The organism is Lysinibacillus sp. 10T31 (assembly GCF_056394365.1).
The window spans coordinates 1-18,233 of the sequence record NZ_JBFTHS010000046.1 but is presented as its reverse complement, the minus strand read 5'-3'; the positions used below and the strand labels follow the sequence as shown (position 1 = coordinate 18,233).

The 18,233-nt window shown below is 39.8% G+C and carries 16 protein-coding genes; 11 read left to right on the top strand and 5 right to left on the bottom strand.

Going from position 1 to position 18,233, the window contains the following annotated elements; translation table 11 throughout:
- Positions 1–59 precede the first annotated feature (59 nt).
- Positions 60–1,475 carry a LysM peptidoglycan-binding domain-containing protein gene (locus tag AC1DCY_RS21280; RefSeq protein WP_477353398.1) on the bottom strand — a complete coding sequence of 472 codons (1,416 nt, stop codon included), beginning with the start codon at positions 1,473–1,475 and terminating at the stop codon, positions 60–62.
- 168 nt (positions 1,476–1,643) lie between these two features.
- On the opposite strand from AC1DCY_RS21280, the gene AC1DCY_RS21275 reads away from it, so the two are divergent.
- On the top strand, positions 1,644–2,993 hold the full coding sequence (locus AC1DCY_RS21275) for an FAD-binding oxidoreductase (RefSeq protein ID WP_477353397.1): 1,350 nt from the start codon (positions 1,644–1,646) through the stop codon (positions 2,991–2,993).
- A gap of 87 nt (positions 2,994–3,080) precedes the next feature.
- Here the strand turns inward: AC1DCY_RS21275 and AC1DCY_RS21270 are convergent, their stop codons facing one another.
- A complete protein-coding gene (locus AC1DCY_RS21270) occupies positions 3,081–3,476 on the bottom strand; it encodes a (deoxy)nucleoside triphosphate pyrophosphohydrolase (RefSeq protein ID WP_477353396.1) in 396 nt (131 codons plus the stop codon).
- 261 nt (positions 3,477–3,737) lie between these two features.
- Between AC1DCY_RS21270 and AC1DCY_RS21265 the strand changes: the two genes are divergently transcribed.
- The 5 genes from AC1DCY_RS21265 to AC1DCY_RS21245 all read left to right on the top strand — a co-directional run bounded on the left by AC1DCY_RS21265 (position 3,738) and on the right by AC1DCY_RS21245 (position 10,845).
- A complete protein-coding gene (locus tag AC1DCY_RS21265) occupies positions 3,738–4,502 on the top strand; it encodes a TrmH family RNA methyltransferase (protein WP_477353395.1) in 765 nt (254 codons plus the stop codon).
- A 130-nt stretch (positions 4,503–4,632) separates the two neighbouring features.
- A complete protein-coding gene (locus AC1DCY_RS21260; RefSeq protein ID WP_477353394.1) occupies positions 4,633–4,833 on the top strand; it encodes a hypothetical protein in 201 nt (66 codons plus the stop codon).
- Positions 4,834–5,162: 329 nt separating this feature from the next.
- On the top strand, positions 5,163–6,200 hold the full coding sequence (gene pheS / locus AC1DCY_RS21255; RefSeq protein ID WP_197144733.1) for a phenylalanine--tRNA ligase subunit alpha: 1,038 nt from the start codon (positions 5,163–5,165) through the stop codon (positions 6,198–6,200).
- 12 nt (positions 6,201–6,212) lie between these two features.
- Positions 6,213–8,630 (top strand): phenylalanine--tRNA ligase subunit beta, encoded by a 2,418-nt coding sequence (gene pheT, locus AC1DCY_RS21250; protein WP_477353393.1) that lies wholly within the window; start codon positions 6,213–6,215, stop codon positions 8,628–8,630.
- A 247-nt stretch (positions 8,631–8,877) separates the two neighbouring features.
- Positions 8,878–10,845: a methyl-accepting chemotaxis protein gene (locus AC1DCY_RS21245; protein ID WP_477353392.1), complete on the top strand. Its 1,968-nt coding sequence runs from the start codon at positions 8,878–8,880 to the stop codon at positions 10,843–10,845.
- A 126-nt stretch (positions 10,846–10,971) separates the two neighbouring features.
- Here the strand turns inward: AC1DCY_RS21245 and rnhC are convergent, their stop codons facing one another.
- A complete protein-coding gene (rnhC, locus tag AC1DCY_RS21240) occupies positions 10,972–11,898 on the bottom strand; it encodes a ribonuclease HIII (protein WP_477353391.1) in 927 nt (308 codons plus the stop codon).
- A gap of 133 nt (positions 11,899–12,031) precedes the next feature.
- On the opposite strand from rnhC, the gene zapA reads away from it, so the two are divergent.
- From zapA to AC1DCY_RS21215, 5 genes are read left to right on the top strand one after another with little or no spacing between them, the layout of a single operon-like run.
- On the top strand, positions 12,032–12,292 hold the full coding sequence (gene zapA / locus AC1DCY_RS21235) for a cell division protein ZapA (RefSeq protein ID WP_477353390.1): 261 nt from the start codon (positions 12,032–12,034) through the stop codon (positions 12,290–12,292).
- Between the two features lie 5 nt (positions 12,293–12,297).
- Positions 12,298–12,837, top strand: a complete 540-nt coding sequence (locus tag AC1DCY_RS21230) for a CvpA family protein (protein ID WP_387082315.1) — start codon at positions 12,298–12,300, stop codon at positions 12,835–12,837.
- 59 nt (positions 12,838–12,896) lie between these two features.
- Positions 12,897–14,606: a DNA polymerase/3'-5' exonuclease PolX gene (gene polX / locus AC1DCY_RS21225; RefSeq protein ID WP_477353389.1), complete on the top strand. Its 1,710-nt coding sequence runs from the start codon at positions 12,897–12,899 to the stop codon at positions 14,604–14,606.
- 18 nt (positions 14,607–14,624) lie between these two features.
- Positions 14,625–16,991 (top strand): endonuclease MutS2, encoded by a 2,367-nt coding sequence (locus AC1DCY_RS21220; RefSeq protein ID WP_477353388.1) that lies wholly within the window; start codon positions 14,625–14,627, stop codon positions 16,989–16,991.
- Between the two features lie 21 nt (positions 16,992–17,012).
- Positions 17,013–17,426: a DUF350 domain-containing protein gene (locus tag AC1DCY_RS21215; RefSeq protein WP_049667557.1), complete on the top strand. Its 414-nt coding sequence runs from the start codon at positions 17,013–17,015 to the stop codon at positions 17,424–17,426.
- Between the two features lie 129 nt (positions 17,427–17,555).
- Here AC1DCY_RS21215 and AC1DCY_RS21210 read toward each other — a convergent pair whose 3' ends face one another.
- Positions 17,556–18,074 (bottom strand): hypothetical protein, encoded by a 519-nt coding sequence (locus tag AC1DCY_RS21210; RefSeq protein WP_477353387.1) that lies wholly within the window; start codon positions 18,072–18,074, stop codon positions 17,556–17,558.
- The coding region (locus AC1DCY_RS21205; RefSeq protein ID WP_477353386.1) for a hypothetical protein at positions 17,989–18,233 on the bottom strand (245 nt) is incomplete at its 5' end. The genes AC1DCY_RS21210 and AC1DCY_RS21205, both read right to left, overlap by 86 nt.

Sequence of the window (18,233 nt, the reverse complement as noted above, 5' to 3'; positions counted from 1 at the left end):
AAAGTGGTTCATCGGACACTCACTGGAAACTGCCTGGTCTACCAGAAATCACCCCATGTTTATAATGAAACCTTTTTGATGGCAAAATCATTATTTAATAGTGCCCAGTTTTGAGGGAAAGGAAAACCTAACGCCCAATAGCTAATACCTCGAAGATTATATTCCTTCGTCATGTCAAACTTAGCTTGTGCACTTCTAGCATCTTCAAACCATACCTCATGATCTTTACCTTGTTCATCAACATAACGGAAATACGGTGATTGTGCGGTCCTATCATATTGAATGGTTGCGCCATGTTTTATAGCTCTGTTAAGGGCTTCTTGAGAGCTGAATGTTTCTGCTTCTTGACCTTTAACATGCGGTAGAAGCCAATCGCGAGCATAAATTTGAAAGCCTAAAAATATTTTGTTAGCAGGCATAACTGATAAAGCATATTCCACAACTTTTCTCATCTCGTTAATGGGTGAAATGGCTTGTGGTGGACCAAGTCGGTATCCCCACTCATATGTCATTAAAATGACAAAGTCTGCAATTCTTCCGTGTGCTTCATAATCATGTGCCTCATATAATGTTCCTGCCTGCGTTGCGCTCGTTTTTGGCGCAAGTGCCGTTGATACTAGGAATCCTTTTGGGTGAAGACGATCAACAGCTAATTGGAGGAAAGTGTTGTAATTCTCTCGATCTGCTGGAAGAACGTTTTCAAAATCAACGTTTAGAACTTTATAGCCCTTTTCTTCCATCACTTGCAACGTATTGTTGATAACTTTCTCTCGTAATTCTGCACTCGATAAAATAACATGTGATAAGTTGGAACCGGCTTCTGTAGAAGAGAAATTCGTAAGTGTCAGCATTGGTGTAATGTTTTTGGCAACAGCTGCATCAATCATTTCTTTATCTTTTATAGGCTGTAGCGTACCATCCTCCTTCACCATATAAGCAAAGGGGCTAAAATAAGTTAGTAGATGACCGATTGCGTTAATCGACTGTACGGCTTCTTTAGGTTCTTGATACGTATAAGCATTTACTTCAATGGAAGGCTTTGCTCTAGGAATAATCAAATGCGCACCAGCATAAATCATGTTTGGATCTGAAATTCCATTTTCTAAAACAATTGCTTGAACAGTCGTTCCATATTGTGTAGCAATTTGCGATAGAGTTTCTCCTGGCAGCACAATATGTGTAGTGGGTGGAATAATTAGTCTAGTTCCAGGTGTTAAAACATCTGGATTTGTTAAATTATTTTCTGTGATAATCGATTGCATAGTCACCCCGTAATGTTGGGAAATCGACCATAAGGTGTCACCCCTTTTTACAATATGGGTTGTGTAGGGAGAAGGGATAACGAGTGATTGTCCGATAACTAATTGATTTGGATTAGATAAAGCGTTTATTTGGATAATAGAATTGATAGGTACAGAATAGCTGTTTGCAATTTGCCAAAGTGTTTCACCAGCGCTCACGACATGAATAATCATTAGGACACCTCCTAAGTGGTTTCAATATAGCATCATATGTATGAATAAAGAGAATGAGCATTTATCTTTCATTTTTAAGCGATAAAAATTTCAATCTTCATATTCTTTCCAAGTGATAGGCATAGGATAAAACATATGCATGGCATCATTTAGGAGAGGAGTTGTATTTTGAAGAAAGTAAAGCTCACAGGAAGAATTGTTACCCCTGAAGATCCGGACTATGAGCAAGCAAGAACAAATAATAACTTAAATGATCCCAAATTTCCGAGTATCATTGTATTTTGTCGACATACAAAAGATGTTATCAACGCATTAAAATGGGCGAGAGAAAATAATGAATCCTTTCGAATCAGAAGTGGGAGACATAACTATGAAAATTATTCATTATTAAATGAAGGTCTTGTTATAGATGTTAGTGATATGAATGACATAACAATTAACAGGCAAGATATGACGGCGAGAATTGAAGCAGGAACTAATTTAGGAAAAGTATATCGGGTATTATGGGAAAATGGTTTTACAATCCCGGCAGGAACTGAAGGTAGTGTAGGGGTTGTTGGGTTGACGCTTGGTGGCGGAATTGGCATGCTATCGCGTCCATTTGGGCTAACATGTGACAATTTACTTGAACTTGAAATGGTTGTTGCAAGTGGTCATGAAGGGGCTGAAGTAATCCAAGCTGACAAGCAGAAAAATAGTGATTTATTTTGGGCAAGTTGTGGCGGGGGCGGTGGGAATTTTGGCATCGTTACAGCTCTTACATTTAAACTGCATCCTATCTCTAACGTATCGATTTTCTCCATTACATGGGGATGGGAAGATTTTGAACGAGCCTTTGACGTGTGGCAAAAATGGGCGCCATATACAGATGAACGCTTGACTTCACAGATTGAGCTTAAATCTAAGGAAGTGGGCGAAATTGTTGCTCAAGGTGAGTTTATAGGTACGGCATCTGAGTTAAAGAAACTACTCCGTCCTTTAAGGAAAACAGGTTCACCAACGAATATATGGATAAAGGAAGTACCGTATATTAAAGCTATAGAATTTTTTGACTTGCCGAGCGGCAACAAACCAGCCCTTCGTAAAAGGTCAGGATCCTTTATTGAAAGGCCTTTCCCTTATACTGCCATTGAACAAATGAAAGAATTTTTATCTAACGCTCCAAATAAAGATACGACCATTTGGCAGCAATCACTTAGAGGTGCGGTAAGTCAAATTGCGCCAAGCCGAACAGCTTATTATTATAGAAATGCTTTAATTGTCCAGGAGTATATTACCTCATGGAAAAAGCCTAAAGAAGAAGAAAGAAATATTCGGTGGGTCGAGAATTTAAGACGGGCTTTGTCACCTTTCACAACTGGTGATTATGTGAATTTCCCTGATCGTTTTATAAAAGATTGGCCAACTGCCTACTATGGTCGTAATCTTCGAATGCTTAGAGAGGTAAAGGGAAAATACGATCCGTATAATGTATTTCATTTTCCTCAAAGTATTCCGCCAAATAAAAGATGGCTTTAAATTAAAACAAAAAAGAAAGAGCAGGATGCAAACATTACTGCTCTTTTCTTCCGCATTAACTGCTTATAAAAGCCCGGTTGGTGAAGACTATTTTTCTGCAAGTATTTTATTGATTGCGGGAATATCAGCGGGAGCAAAATTAAGATTTAGGAGTTCGTTCCGAGGGACCCATCTAATTTCAGCATGTTCTACCATGACCGGCTCTCCCTTTGTAATCGACGCTTTAAATGTTTCTAAGCGCACTATAAATTTTTCGTATTCATAAATGGTATCCTCAACCTTATCCTCAACTTTTATAGAGCAATTAAATTCCTCTAATATTTCACGAGATAAAGCTTGCTCAGGCGATTCGCCCTCTTCGATTTTTCCGCCAGGGAACTCCCAATAATTTGCTAGTACCATATTAGGATTTCTTAACGCACAAAAAATTTCATGCTTATCATTTTCGATAATGGCACCTACAACATGTACATTTTTTTTCATTTATTTTCATCCCCGTTATGTATTCTTAAAATATTGAAAATTATAACATATATCACTGGATTCCCTCATTATCTAGTAGGGAATAATTTTGCTCATTTCCATAGCGTGGAGTTGATTTCCGTTCCGTCTAGGGGGCTTTATTGCCAATTATTGGTAAATGGAGAGATAACAATTAAACTGTTTTTTGCATGACTATGTAATTTATCGTTTTCTACTGTATAATAATGAACAATATATAGGAAAAAGGCGGTACGAGGTACGATGAAAAGAATTGAATCTACGCAAAATGCGTTAGTGAAATATTGGAAGAAGCTTGCGACAACACGTAAAGAGCGTGAAAGATCTGGAGAATTCCTAGTAGAGGGATTTCATTTGGTAGAGGAAGCATTAAAAAATAACGAGCAGGTGCTACAGCTAATTGTACGTGAAGGTGTAGAATTGCCAATGCTTTGGCCGATTGATAGTGTAGCCATCGTTGAAGTAACGGCAGCTGTTGCTAAGGAGTTTGCTGAAACGGAGACTTCTCAAGGGGTATTTGCAGTTTGTAAGCAGCCTTTGTTAGACGAAGATGTAATGGCTTCCTGGCGCAAGGTGCTACTAATTGATGCTGTCCAAGATCCAGGAAATATTGGAACGATGATTCGTACAGCTGATGCAGCTGGTTTAGATGCAGTCATACTTGGTAAGGGCTGTGCGGATTTATATAATCCTAAAACGCTTCGCTCAGCACAAGGCTCTCATTTCCATATTCCCGTCCTGCGTGGCGATTTAGAGGAATGGATTGAGCAGCTACAGGATAATAATGTACCAGTATTTGGAACAGCTTTAGATGAGGATGCAGTTGTCTATAGTGATATTGAGCATACTGGTGCATTCGCGATAATGATGGGGAATGAAGGTAGTGGCATTCATCCACAATTACTTTCGATGACAGATCAAAATATTATAATTCCAATTTTGGGACAAGCGGAGTCTCTAAATGTAGCAGTGGCAACAGGAATCGTTTTATATGGATTTGTGAAGTAGGTAATAAAAGTAATTAAAACTGAAATAATAAGGAAATATTAAAATTGAGCTCATCACTAAAAGTTATAGATAACATATTTAAATATATGCACTGTATATTAGTTGATTGGAGTGGAGACTGGGCGACTCCTTGGGGATCAGCGTCACAGATGAGACCCTGGAGCGAGCAACGCGAGTGAAGCGGCTCATCGGACGCCCCCAGGAAAGCGCCCAGTCGGAACGGAAATCAACCACACGTTTTGGTGATGAGCCTAAAATTGCTGATAAAACCATCAATATCTACTGTAATGGGCACATGGCTCTTGATTTGAATTGGTATAGTATTGTATAATCACTGTTAAAATGTAAACTTAAATGCTTTGACCGGGAAGTAGTAAAGATTGTGAATGGACGACAGGGAGCGCAGGCCGAAGATTGAGAGCCAGTGCCGTACCAATGCAGTTTTGAATTCATCCCGCGAGCAGCTACCGGGACCAGCTAAATGCTGTAAAGGTACGCCGGCTTTAATCTAGTCGTTATGTCAATGAAGTGATTGCTTGGAGTTTTCCTTGCAATAACTAGGGTGGTACCGCGAATATGTCCTCGTCCCTTTTTTAGGGGCGAGTTTTTTTATGCCATCAAAAAAAACAGGCATTGATTTGAACAAGGAGGGTTTATTACATGGAAGAGCAATTAAAGCAATTAGAGCAAGAAGCACTTGCTAAAATTGAAGCGGCAGCAAATTTAAAGGAATTAAATGATGTGCGAGTAGCATATCTAGGAAAAAAAGGACCTATCACTGATTTATTAAAAGGTATGGGGAAGTTATCAGCTGAGGAACGCCCAAAAATGGGTGCCTTAGTCAATACAGTTCGTGAAAATGTAACTGCTGTATTAGAGGAAAAGGTAACTGTGCTAGAGGAAGCAGCAATTGCTGAAAAATTAGCAAGTGAGTCGATTGATGTCACTTTACCTGGTCGTGAAATTAAAGTTGGCAATCGTCATCCATTAACACGCGTTATTGAAGAAATTGAAGATTTATTTATCGGTATGGGCTATGAAATTGCCGAAGGTCCTGAAGTGGAAAAGGATTACTATAACTTTGAAGCATTGAACTTGCCGAAGGGGCACCCTGCTCGTGATATGCAAGATTCGTTCTATATTTCCGAGGAAATATTATTACGTACGCATACCTCTCCTGTGCAAGCTCGCACGATGGAAGAGAAAAAAGGTGAATCAATTCGCATTATTTGCCCAGGGAAAGTATTCCGTCGTGACAACGATGATGCTACACACTCACACCAATTCATGCAAATTGAAGGGTTAGTAATTGGCGAAAATATTCGTATGAGTGACCTTAAAGGAACGCTTGATACTTTAGCGAAAAAAATGTTCGGTGCAGACCGCGAAATTCGACTTCGACCAAGCTTCTTCCCATTCACAGAGCCATCTGTTGAAATGGATATTTCTTGCTTCAAATGTGGTGGTTCTGGCTGTAACGTTTGTAAAGGTACAGGCTGGATTGAAATTTTAGGCGCTGGTATGGTGCATCCAAATGTACTTGAAATGGCAGGCTATGATCCGAAGAAAGTGTCAGGCTTTGCATTCGGTATTGGTGCTGAACGTATCGCAATGTTGAAATATGGTGTCGACGATATTCGTCATTTCTATACGAGTGACACACGTTTCTTATCACAATTCGAGCGAACAGAGGCGTAAGGGGGATAAAAAATGTTAGTATCATTAGAATGGTTAAAAGATTATGTAAGTACACAGGATTTAACGCCTGAGGAGTTAGCTGAAAAAATTACGCGCTCTGGAATTGAAGTAGATGCAGTAATTGACCGTGCTAACGCAATGGATAAAGTTGTTGTCGGCTATGTCGTATCAAAAGAGAAACATCCTGAAGCAGATAAATTAAATATTTGTCAAGTGGATGTTGGTGAAGCTGAACCACAACAAATTATTTGTGGTGCTCCAAACGTTGATGCTGGTCAAAAAGTTATTGTTGCTCGTCCAGGTGCACATTTACCAGGTGGCATTAAAATAAAAAAAGCAAAACTTCGTGGACATGAATCAAACGGTATGATTTGTTCATTACAAGAGTTAGGAATCGAAGGGAAACTTGTTCCTAAAGCATATTCTGAAGGTATTTATGTGCTTCCTGAGGGTGCTGAGGTTGGCTCGGATGCCCTAGCTATTTTAGGTCTACGTGACACAGTATTAGAGCTTGGTTTAACACCAAACCGTTCAGACGCATTGTCAATGCTAGGTGTGGCGTACGAAGTTGGCGCAATTCTATCTGAAGAAGTGAAGTATCCGGAAATCGCCTACAGCACATCTTCTGAAAAAGCAGAAGACATGTTAAAGCTTCGCGTAGAAGATTTACAAGCAAACCCAATGTATGTAGCAAAAGTTGTGAAAAACGTAAAAATCGCGGAATCACCGATGTGGCTACAAAATCGCTTAATGGCAGCAGGCGTACGCCCACACAATAATGTTGTCGATGTAACGAACTACATTTTAATGGAATACGGTCAACCGCTTCATGCCTTTGACTACGATAGCCTAGCTACAGGTGAAATTGTAGTGCGTAAAGCAACAGAGGGCGAAAAAATTACAACTTTAGATGACCAAGAGCGTACATTAAAAGCAACAGATTTAGTCATTACAAATGGCAAAGAGCCAGTAGCTATCGCAGGTGTAATGGGTGGTGCAAACTCTGAAGTAAATGATTCTACAACAACGGTTGTGATCGAATCAGCTTACTTCGACGGCTTAACTGTACGTCAAACATCACGTCATCTTGGACTTCGTTCAGATGCTTCTGCTCGCTTTGAAAAGGGTGTTGATCCTAACCGTGTGTTACCAGCTGCAGAACGTGCTGCAGCACTACTAGCTGAATTAGCTGGCGGTGAAGTGTTAGAGGGAACATGCATCGTGGATGAACTAGATAAATCACCAGCACGTGTTGTCGTTTCTCCAGATTTTATTAATGAACGTTTAGGTATGAAAATTTCGTTAGAAGAGATGTTGTCTATTTTAGAGCGTCTTAAATTTGGCGTAGAAGCAGCTAATGGTTTACTAATCGTTGATGCGCCAACACGTCGTCAAGATATTAAAATTGAAGAAGATATCGTAGAGGAAATTGCTCGTCTATACGGCTATGATGAAATCCCGATGACTTTACCAGAGGGAGCAAACCAAGTAGGCCGTCTAACGCCATATCAAGCAAATCGTCGTGTAGTTCGTAGTTACATGGAAGGGGCTGGCCTTTACCAAGCTGTCACTTACTCATTAACTTCAGATGCATTGTCACAACGCTTTGCATTGAAAGCTGAGCCGGTAACACGTTTACTAATGCCGATGAGTGAGGACCGTTCAACACTACGCCAAAGTCTTATCCCGCATTTAATTGAAGCTGCTGCTTATAATGTTGCGCGTAAGGCTGACAATGTGGCATTGTATGAAATTGGTTCAGTATTCCTTGGTCAATCAGAAGAGGGGCTACCATATGAAGAAGAGCATGTGGCAGCAGTAGTAACAGGAAAATGGCTTGACCATGCTTGGCAGGGTGAGAAAAAAGCAGTAGATTTCTTCGTCTTAAAAGGCATTGTAGAAGGTGTTATCGGTAAGCTTGGTTTAGAGGATCGTATTTCATTTGTGAAAGCTGAAGTAGATGGATTACACCCAGGACGTACTGCTAGCATTCTTTTAGACGGTGAACAAGTCGGCATTATCGGTGGATTACATCCAGCAGAGCAAAAAGCATGGGGTGTAAAAGACACATATGTAATGGAAATGAATCTAGTAACATTATTAAATGCTACTGCAAAAGAAGCACCTCTTGGTTATACACCAGTGCCTCGTTTCCCTGCAATGTCTCGTGATATTGCACTTATCATGGACCGTACAACAACAGCTGGAGAGGTTACTGCTGTGATTCGCTCAACAGGCGTGAAATTATTGAAAGACGTTCGTGTATTCGACGTATATGAAGGTGAAAAAATGGAGGCTGGTAAAAAATCAGTGGCATTCTCCCTAACATACTTCGATCCAGAACGTACTTTAACAGATGAAGAAGTTGTTGCAGCACATAACAAAGTGTTAAAAGCTATTGCAACAATTGAAGGCACAGAAGTACGCTAATTTAATAAATTTTATGTGAGCTGTCTCTTAATGAGGCAGCTTTTTGATTTGTTAACATCATACACAGTTACAAGTAGTATTTGCAGGAAGTGTGAGAGAAAAAAAGCGCTGGAGAGAAGACTTAAAGTTAATTCACATCTTTAAGTGTTTCGTAATATTTAGAAATAACAAAAAATAAATTTTTGATCTATATTATGTGTATAGTATAATTTGGATAGAAAATTTTACTATTTGGGTGGTAGTTATTATGAAAAATCATCAAAAAAGAAGAGGCTTTTCCGTGCGAGCCCGATTAATATGGGCGTTTACTTTGACACTTTTAATCCCCAGTATTACTATTGGTACGTTTTCATATTTGAAGGCTTCTGATCAATATTACAAGGAATTAAGTAATAGCTCGCGCGAAAATGTTGATTTATTAAATACACTAATTTCAAATGAGATATCACCTATTCAAAGTGATGTGGAGTATTTAGCTGCTTCTTTAAATAAGAATGTGCAAGATGCAGATGCTTTAAAGGAATTAGAAAAATATAATGCATTACATAGCAATGTCTCTGTTGTCAATTTAGCAATTGAGGGGCACAAATTTATGCGTGAACCATATGCTAAATCCTCAGCTGATTATGATCCATTTACGCGACCATGGTACTTAAAGGCTATAGAATCACCAGGCAAAGGCGTTATGGTTGATCCATATAAATCAACGATTACAGGAGAATTAATACTAGCAGTATCAGCTGGTTTACAGGACCGTTCAGGAGTTATTTCTATTGGTCTAAATTTAAACGGGATTTCCGAGCTAGTGAAAACAGTGGAAATTGGTGATAATGGCTATGCTACATTAGTAAACGCCAATAATCTTATTATTGCTGATCCACAATTAGAGGTAGGATCGGAGCTCAAAAAGTCATATTTAGAAAAGATGCAAGGAAAAGAAGAAGGTAGTTTTACCATTAAAGAAGATGGAAGAGAGCATCAAGTGTTTTTTACTACCAATAAACTAACAGGTTGGAAAATTATCGGTACTATGGATTTGGCAGATGTTGCAACTGTCACAAAACCAATATTAACAAACACTATGATAGTTATTGTCATTGCTTTAATCGTATTTGGAATCATTGGTGCTTTCATTATAAGAACAATCATTCAGCCATTAAATAAGTTGTCAACAGTAGCTGAGCAGGTAGGAGACGGTGATTTACGTAATTTAATTGAAATTAAAAGACATGATGAGATAGGCAAATTGGCGGATATATTCAATAAAATGATTCTATCTTTACGTGGTGTAGTTGGTAACATTGGTGAGGAATCAAATCAGTTAGCTGCATCATCGGAGGAACTTACAGCAAGTACATCCGAAAATAAACGAGCTACATCGCAAATTGTTGATTCCATTCAAACATTTGCTGAAACGGTTGATTTGCAAGCCGAAACAATTAATGTTAGCACTAACGCTGTACTTGAAATGTCTTCATCCATTCAACAAATTGCAGTAAAGTCTGATACCGTTAATGAGATGTCGAATAAAGCAATGGAGGCTGTTGTAATAGGAGACAAAACTATTCAAACGGCAATTGGCCAAATGAAAATGATTCAAAGTACTGTCCAAGCACTTGAAAACACCGTACAAACACTAAGTGAACGTTCTAATGAAATAGGACGTATTGTAGAGGCAATTACGCAAATTGCTGATCAAACCAATCTTTTAGCTTTAAATGCTGCAATTGAAGCTGCTCGTGCAGGTGAGCATGGAAAAGGTTTTGCAGTTGTTGCTGATGAGGTGCGAAAGCTTGCTGAGCAATCCGCACAATCAACAATGCAAATAAAAGATATCATTGATTATATTCAAACCGATACAAAACTAGCGGTTGAATCAATGGCTGCTGGTTCAGCTGAGGTATTAAAGGGAATTGATGTAACAAATATTGCAGGAAAGTCATTCAAAGAAATTAGTGATAATGTACAAAGCGTAACCTATGAAATAGGACAAATTTCAGAGACAGCAAAAGTTATTTCTGAACATTCCAATCAAGTGGCAGTGGGAATTGAAAGTGTGCTTCAGCGAACAAATGAAAATACAGCAAGTGCACAAAATATTTCCGCCGCAACAGAGGAACAGCTTGCTTCTATGGAAGAAATCGCTGCATCGGCTGAAGCCCTTGCTAAAATGTCTGAAAGTCTACAACAAACCATTAGACAGTTTAAATATTAAGCTAAAAAAATCTGATTATAATAAGTTTTTGATATAAAGGATTTCGCTAACTACAGTAGAGAGCAAGTTGTATACTTGTAATCTGCTGAAGTATAGCGAAATTTTTTTCTTGTCTAGAAGACCAATTTATTTCATTTTTTTAGCTTTCTCAGTATTAGCAAAATGCCATTTCGTAATGGATTTTAAAAATTCCTCACCTTGTTTCCGCCAAATGCGTGCTGCTAACGCGTCTACTTTCGCTGAAGCTCCCTTCAACAACTCTATCCCAGCAATCTCACTCAGGCGGTCCATTTCTTTTAAAAATGCAGCACGAGCTAATATCGATGCAGTTGCTACGGAAAGATGTAGTTGCTCGGCCTTCGTAGAAAATAGTACATCCTCTCGAACAATATCTCGTTCATTTTTTAAGTAATTGTAATACACGCCGCGTTCCGCAAACTGATCTATCAATATATGCTCTGGTTTTTCGGGTGCCATTTTTGACAGAGCATTTTTAAGTGCCTTATTGTGCATCATAGCTTTCATTTTACCTTGAGAGTAGCCTCGTGCTTGTAATTCGTTATATTTTTCGTTGCGTAGTACAAGTACACTATGGACGCAAGCAGCACGTAAATGTGGCGCTATTTTACGCATGTAATCATCCGTTAGCATTTTTGAGTCCTTGACACCAAGTTCGTTTATAAGCGCAATTTTTGATGAAGGGACGTATACCGCTGCAACTGTTATTGGACCGAAATAATCACCAGTACCCGTTTCATCTGAGCCTAGCACCGACATCGTAGCAAAACCTTCTGGCAGAACGTCGCCCTTTGCTCCAATTGACGATGATTTTTGTGTATTTTTTAACTCTACGTTTCCCCAGCGTGCAGCTTCTCGCTCAGCTCCGCCCCCTTGGAACATTAATTTACCTGATTTGTACATCGTGATTGCTGTATCTGGAAGCTTTGCGGCAAAAATTACACCTGGAGCTTTACGTTCTACAAAATGATTTGCATAGTAAGACATCACCTCTTTTTGTTTATTTGTTGATATGGAAAGTACAATATTTGACATTTATTCGTTCCTTTCTGTCCTCGTTGTTCACAATTTTATACCTTTCATGGTATGATAATAAATAGCTTTTTTGTGTATGCTGCTCACAACCAAAAAATTCGTGAGCACAAAAATTTAAAAGGGGGGTGCGACTATGGAAAATCAAGAAAAGAATAAAATTTCTGTGGAAATCTACGGTCATACATATAAAATGGTCGGCTCTGAATCCATTGGACATATGCGACTTGTCGCTTCGATTGTTGATGACCGTATGCGCGAAATGAATGTACATAATCCCTCTCTAGATAGCACAAAGCTTGCCGTTCTTACAGCAGTAAATAGCGTTCACGATTATTTACTATTAAAAGAACAAATGGAACAACTAGAAGAAGAATTGAAAAAATTAAAGGGTTGAAGTGAATGTTAGATTTAATCATATTAGCGGTGCTATTAGCCGGTCTCATCGTTGGAGCAAAACGCGGTTTCATTGTACAGATGATGCATATCGTTAGCTTTATAGTTGCCCTAATTGTTGCGTATATCTATTATAAACCATTAGCACAAAAATTTGTGTTTTGGGTTCCGTATCCAGGTGTAACGGATTCAGGTAGTCTTGGAGTAGTTATTGATAGCCTGGATTTAGACCGCACTTTTTACCGTGTCATTGCCTTTGCAGTCATTTTCTTTGCGGTGAAAATTACATTGCAAATTGTGGCATCGATTTTTGATTTTATAGCGTATTTACCTGTGTTAGGTACGGTGAATCGTTGGCTTGGAGCATTGTTTGGCATGATTGAAAACTATTTAATTATGTTTATTTTGCTGTACATTCTTGCTTTATTGCCAGTTGATTCTATTCAAAGTTTAATGTCGAAGTCGTTGTTAAGTGGTCTCATTTTGGAACATACACCGATTATTACAAGTATGTTCCAAAACTGGTGGTATATTTATATGCAATAGCAAACTGTGCACTTCTCTCGGTTTTGAGGGAAGTGTTTTTACGATAGGAGGAATTCCCAATGAACAAAAAAACAATTATTCGTACATTTGAAAAAATTGCATTGTATATGGAATTACAAGGGGAAAATCCATTCAAAGTGTCTGCCTTTCGAAAAGCTGCTGCCGCACTTGAGGGGGACGAGCGCTCATTAAGTGAGATGGAAGATGTAACAAAGCTTAAAGGTATAGGTAAAGGTACAGCGGCTGTTATTGAGGATTTAATGACAAATGGTGAATCAAGCTTATTAAAAGAATTAGAAGAAATTGTACCAAAAGGTTTGCTTCCGTTATTAAAACTGCCTGGCTTAGGTGGTAAAAAAATAGCTAAGCTTCATCAAGAGTTAGGGGTCGATTCTGCGGAAAGTTTAAAGACTGCTTGTGAGGAAGGTAAAGTTCGTGGGCTAGCAGGCTTTGCGGCAAAAAGTGAAGAAAAAATTTTAAAGGAACTTGCAAATTTAGCAAATCGATCAGAACGTTTGCCGATTTGGCAGCTAGAGCCAGTTGTTTTACAAATTGAAGCTCTTCTAGGTAGTATGGAAGAAGTGGAACGTTTTTCTGTTGCTGGAAGCTTCCGTCGTGCAGCTGAAACAAGTAAGGATATTGATTTTATTGTTGTTACTGAAGCAGTTGAAACTGTACGTGAAAAACTACTGAATGAACTTTCTGTACAAGAAGTCGTAGCAGCTGGTGATACAAAAATTTCAGTTATTTTAGATCTAGATGAACCTGTAAGTGTAGATTTCCGATTAGTAAGAGATGCTGAATATGCAACGGCCTTGCATCATTTCACAGGCTCGAAAGATCACAATGTCCGCATGCGCCAAATTGCTAAAGCTCGTGGTGAAAAAATTAGTGAATATGGCGTAGAACAGGCTGATGGCACCGTATTAACGTTTAAGGATGAAGAGGAATTTTTTGCGCATTTTGATTACCCATTTATCCCGCCTAGTTTGCGTACAGGAACAACGGAATTTGACAAAACGGATGACATAAATAGTCTAGTGAAATTAGAAGATATTAAAGCAGATTTGCATATGCATACGACATGGTCTGATGGTGCGTACTCTGTAACTGAAATGGGCGAGGCATTGATCGCACGTGGCTATCAGTATAGTGTTATTACTGACCATTCACAATTTTTAAAAGTAGCGAATGGTCTAACGCCTGAGCGCTTAACAAAGCAACGTACTGAAATTGAGGCGTTTAATGAAGCACATCCAGATTTCCATTTATATGCGGGGACAGAAATGGATATTTTGCCGGATGGTTCCCTTGATTTCGAAGATGATGTACTAAGAGAGTTAGATTTTGTCATTGCTTCTATTCACTCTAGCTTTACACAATCGCAGGACAAAATTATGGCGCGTTTACTTACGGCGATGCAAAATCCATACGTTCATATGATTGCACATCCAACTGGTCGCATTATTGAGGATCGTAATGGCTATAATCCAGATATGGGGCAATTAATTGCGTGGGCAAAGGAATATGGTAAAATTTTAGAGTTAAATGCGAACCCGTATCGTCTTGATTTATGTGTTGAGCATTTAGAAATGGCTTTGGCAGCAGGTGTGCCCGTAGCAATCAATACGGATGCCCATGATATTGCTCATTTACGCTTTATGGATATTGGTGTGCGCTATGCAAACAGAGCATGGTTGAAAAAGGATATGATTGTGAATACATGGACGCGAGAACAATTTGAAGCGTTTATTCGACGAAATAAATAGGTTGAGGAGGTGTTCTCAGTGATCGCAGAACGCGCATTGAAAACACTAGAATATGATAAAGTACGTCAGCAAGTGGCTACATACTGTACTTCTTCAATCGGTAAATCAGCGGTTGATGAGCTTGTACCACAGACAGATTATGAAAAAGTTGTACAATTATTAGAAGAAATGGATGAAGGACTATCTATTTTACGTGTTAAAGGCAATGTGCCGATGGGTGGAATTTTTGATGTACGACCAGCTGCAAGGCGTGCACAAATCGGCGGCATGCTTTCAGCAATGGAACTAATGGAAGTTTCAAGTACGATTCGAGCTAGTAGAATTCTTCGTAATTTCATTGAAGATATAGAATCAGAAGAAGTGATTGAAATTCCTCATTTCATCGCAAAAAAGGAAGCAATGCCTGTTTTGACAGGCTTGCAGCATGAAATTAATAACTGTATTGATGACAATGGCTCTGTGCTAGACTCTGCAAGCCAAACTTTGCGTTCAATTCGCCAGTCTTTGCGCGCAGAAGAGGCTAAAGTACGTTCTAAGCTGGAAAGCCTTATACGTGGGAGCAATGCTTCAAAAATGCTCTCAGATACACTTGTAACGATTCGTAATGATCGCTTTGTTATTCCCGTTAAGCAAGAGTATCGTCATCATTATGGTGGAATTGTGCATGACCAATCATCTTCTGGCCAAACATTATTTATCGAGCCAGATTCGATTGTACAAGCGAATAATGAGATTCATCGATTAAAAATGAAAGAGCAAGCTGAAATTGAACGAATCTTACTTGCTTTAAGCGCAATGGTAGAGGAAGTAGCTCCAGATTTATTTAACTTAGTAAAAGTACTAGGTGAGATTGACGTTATTTTAGCTAAAGGCAAATATGGTCAAGCGAACAAATGTACAATGCCTAAAATGAATAACGACGGCTATATTCGACTTGTGCGTGCACGTCATCCACTTTTACCAATTGAAACAGCGGTTGCTAACGATATTGAATATGGGAAAGACACTACGGCAATTGTGATCACAGGACCAAACACTGGTGGTAAAACTGTCACTTTAAAAACAGTTGGACTATGTACATTAATGGCACAAGCGGGGTTGCCAGTGCCTGCACTTGATGGTTCAGAGCTTGCTGTTTTCAAGCAGCTTTTTGCAGATATTGGAGATGAACAGTCAATTGAGCAATCACTGTCAACATTCTCTTCTCATATGGTCAACATAGTAGATATCTTACAAAAGTTTGATCATGAATCACTTGTTCTATTTGATGAATTAGGTGCTGGGACAGATCCTCAGGAAGGGGCAGCTCTGGCCATCTCCATTTTAGATGAAGTACACGGTCGTGGCGCCCGCGTTATGGCAACGACGCACTATCCTGAGCTAAAAGCATACGGCTATAATCGTCCAGGAGTTGCCAATGCAAGTGTAGAATTTGATATTGAGACATTGAGTCCAACATATCGTCTACTTATTGGTGTACCAGGCCGCTCCAATGCATTTGAAATTTCAAGTCGCCTTGGCTTACCAGAATCGATTATTGACCGTGCGAAAAGCTTTACAGGTACAGATCGCCATGAGGTAGAGTCAATGATTGCGTCACTAGAAGAGACTCGTCGCCAATCCGAAGATGATGCAGAACGCTCTCATGAATTACTAATGGAGTCTGAAGAACTTCGTAAAGAGCTACAAGGAAAACTACAAGCTTACGAGGAACGCAAAGAAGCACTCGATAAAAAAGCGAAAGAAAAGGCTCGTAAAATTGTTGATGAAGCAAAAAGAGAAGCAGAATCAATTATTGCTGAGCTTCGAGAAATGCGCAAAAATGCAGACCAAGTTGTCAAGGAGCATGAGCTCATTGAAGCTCGTAAACGACTAGAAGAAGCTACACCTCTTGAAAATAATAAAGTGCTGAAAAAAGCGGCACAAGTAAAGGCCCGTACACAAAACTTAGTTGTCGGAGACGAGGTAAAGGTGTTAAGCTATGGACAACGGGGTACATTGCTCGAAAAAGTATCGGATACCGAATGGGTTGTCCAAATGGGTATTTTGAAAATGAAAATCTCGGATAGTGATCTAGAGTACATTAAACCAGAAAAAGAACCTGTGCAACGTATGGCTGGTGTAAAAAATCGCACTAGCCATGTAAAATTAGAATTAGATTTACGCGGCGAACGATATGAAGATGCCATTATCCGTACGGAAAAATATATTGATGATGCCTTGCTTGCTAACTATGGGCGTGTATCAATTATTCATGGTGTCGGTACAGGTGCATTACGTCAGGGAATTCAAAACTATTTGAAAAAGCATAAGCGTGTAAAATCTTTCCGTTTTGGTGAAGCCGGCGAGGGAGGCCTAGGCGTCACAGTTGTGGAATTGAAATAAGCAGTAAAGGGGACGGAGAAAATGCTAAATTCAAGCTTTTGGCGATATCCAATTATCGAAACGGCAGGATATTTTAGTGTTGTTGTGTTATGTTTAGTCGTCTCGATGGCATTGTTCGAAGTCGTTACGAAATATAAAAATTGGGAAGAAATTAAAAAGGGTAATGTCGCTGTGGCACTTGCAACAGGCGGGAAAATACTGGGGATCTGTAATATTTTTCGCTTTTCCATTGCGCGCCATAGCACTTTAAGTGAAATGATTGGCTGGGGCCTCTTTGGTTTTACATTACTAATTGTGGCGTATTTCTTATTCGAATTTATGACACCACGTTTTAATGTCGATCAAGAAATCGCAAATGATAATCGCTCAGTCGGTTTCATATCCTTTACCATTTCGCTCGGTCTATCGTTTGTTATTGGGGCAAGTATTGCATAGGAGTGTAATGACATGGAAAAATTAGCAAAAGTACTAATCGTTGTCTGCATAGCATTTTTGGCAGTCGGTGTCTATTATATGATGACCGTTTAAGCAAAAAACGCATCCTTTTATGAGGATGCGTTTTTTTTATGGGTAAAGAGAAGAATTGCTCGAGTGTCTAGCGACGGAAAGAAGGCAGGGCGACGGAAAGAAGAGTCGAAGCGACGGAAAGAAGGCAGGGCGACGGAAAGAAGAGTCGAAGCGACGGAAAGAAGGCAGGGCGACGGAAAGAAGAGTCGAAGCGACGGAAAGAAGGCAGGGCGACGGAAAGAAGGCAGGGCGACGGAAAGAAGGCAGGGCGACGGAAAGAAGAGCCAGAGTGACGGAAAGAAGGATTGGAGCGACGGAAAGAAGAGTCAGAGCGACGGAAAGAAGGCAGGACGACGGAAAAAAGAGTCGAAGCGACGGAAAGAAGAGCCAGAGTGACGGAAAGGAGAGCCGAAGCGACGGAAAGAAGGCAGGGCGACGGAAAGAAGGATCGGAGCGACGGAAAGGAAAGCCAAAGCGACGGAAAGAAGAGTCAGAGCGACGGAAAGGAGAGCCGAAGCGACGGAAAGAAGGCAGGGCGACGGAAAGAAGGATCGGAGCGACGGAAAGGAAAGCCAAAGCGACGGAAAGAAGAGTCAGAGCGACGGAAAGAAGAGCTGAAGCGACGGAAAGAAGGCAGGGCGACGGAAAGAAGGATCGGAGCGACGGAAAGGAAAGCCAAAGCGACGGAAAGAAGAGTCAGAGCGACGGAAAGGAAAGCCACGGAAAGGAAAGCCA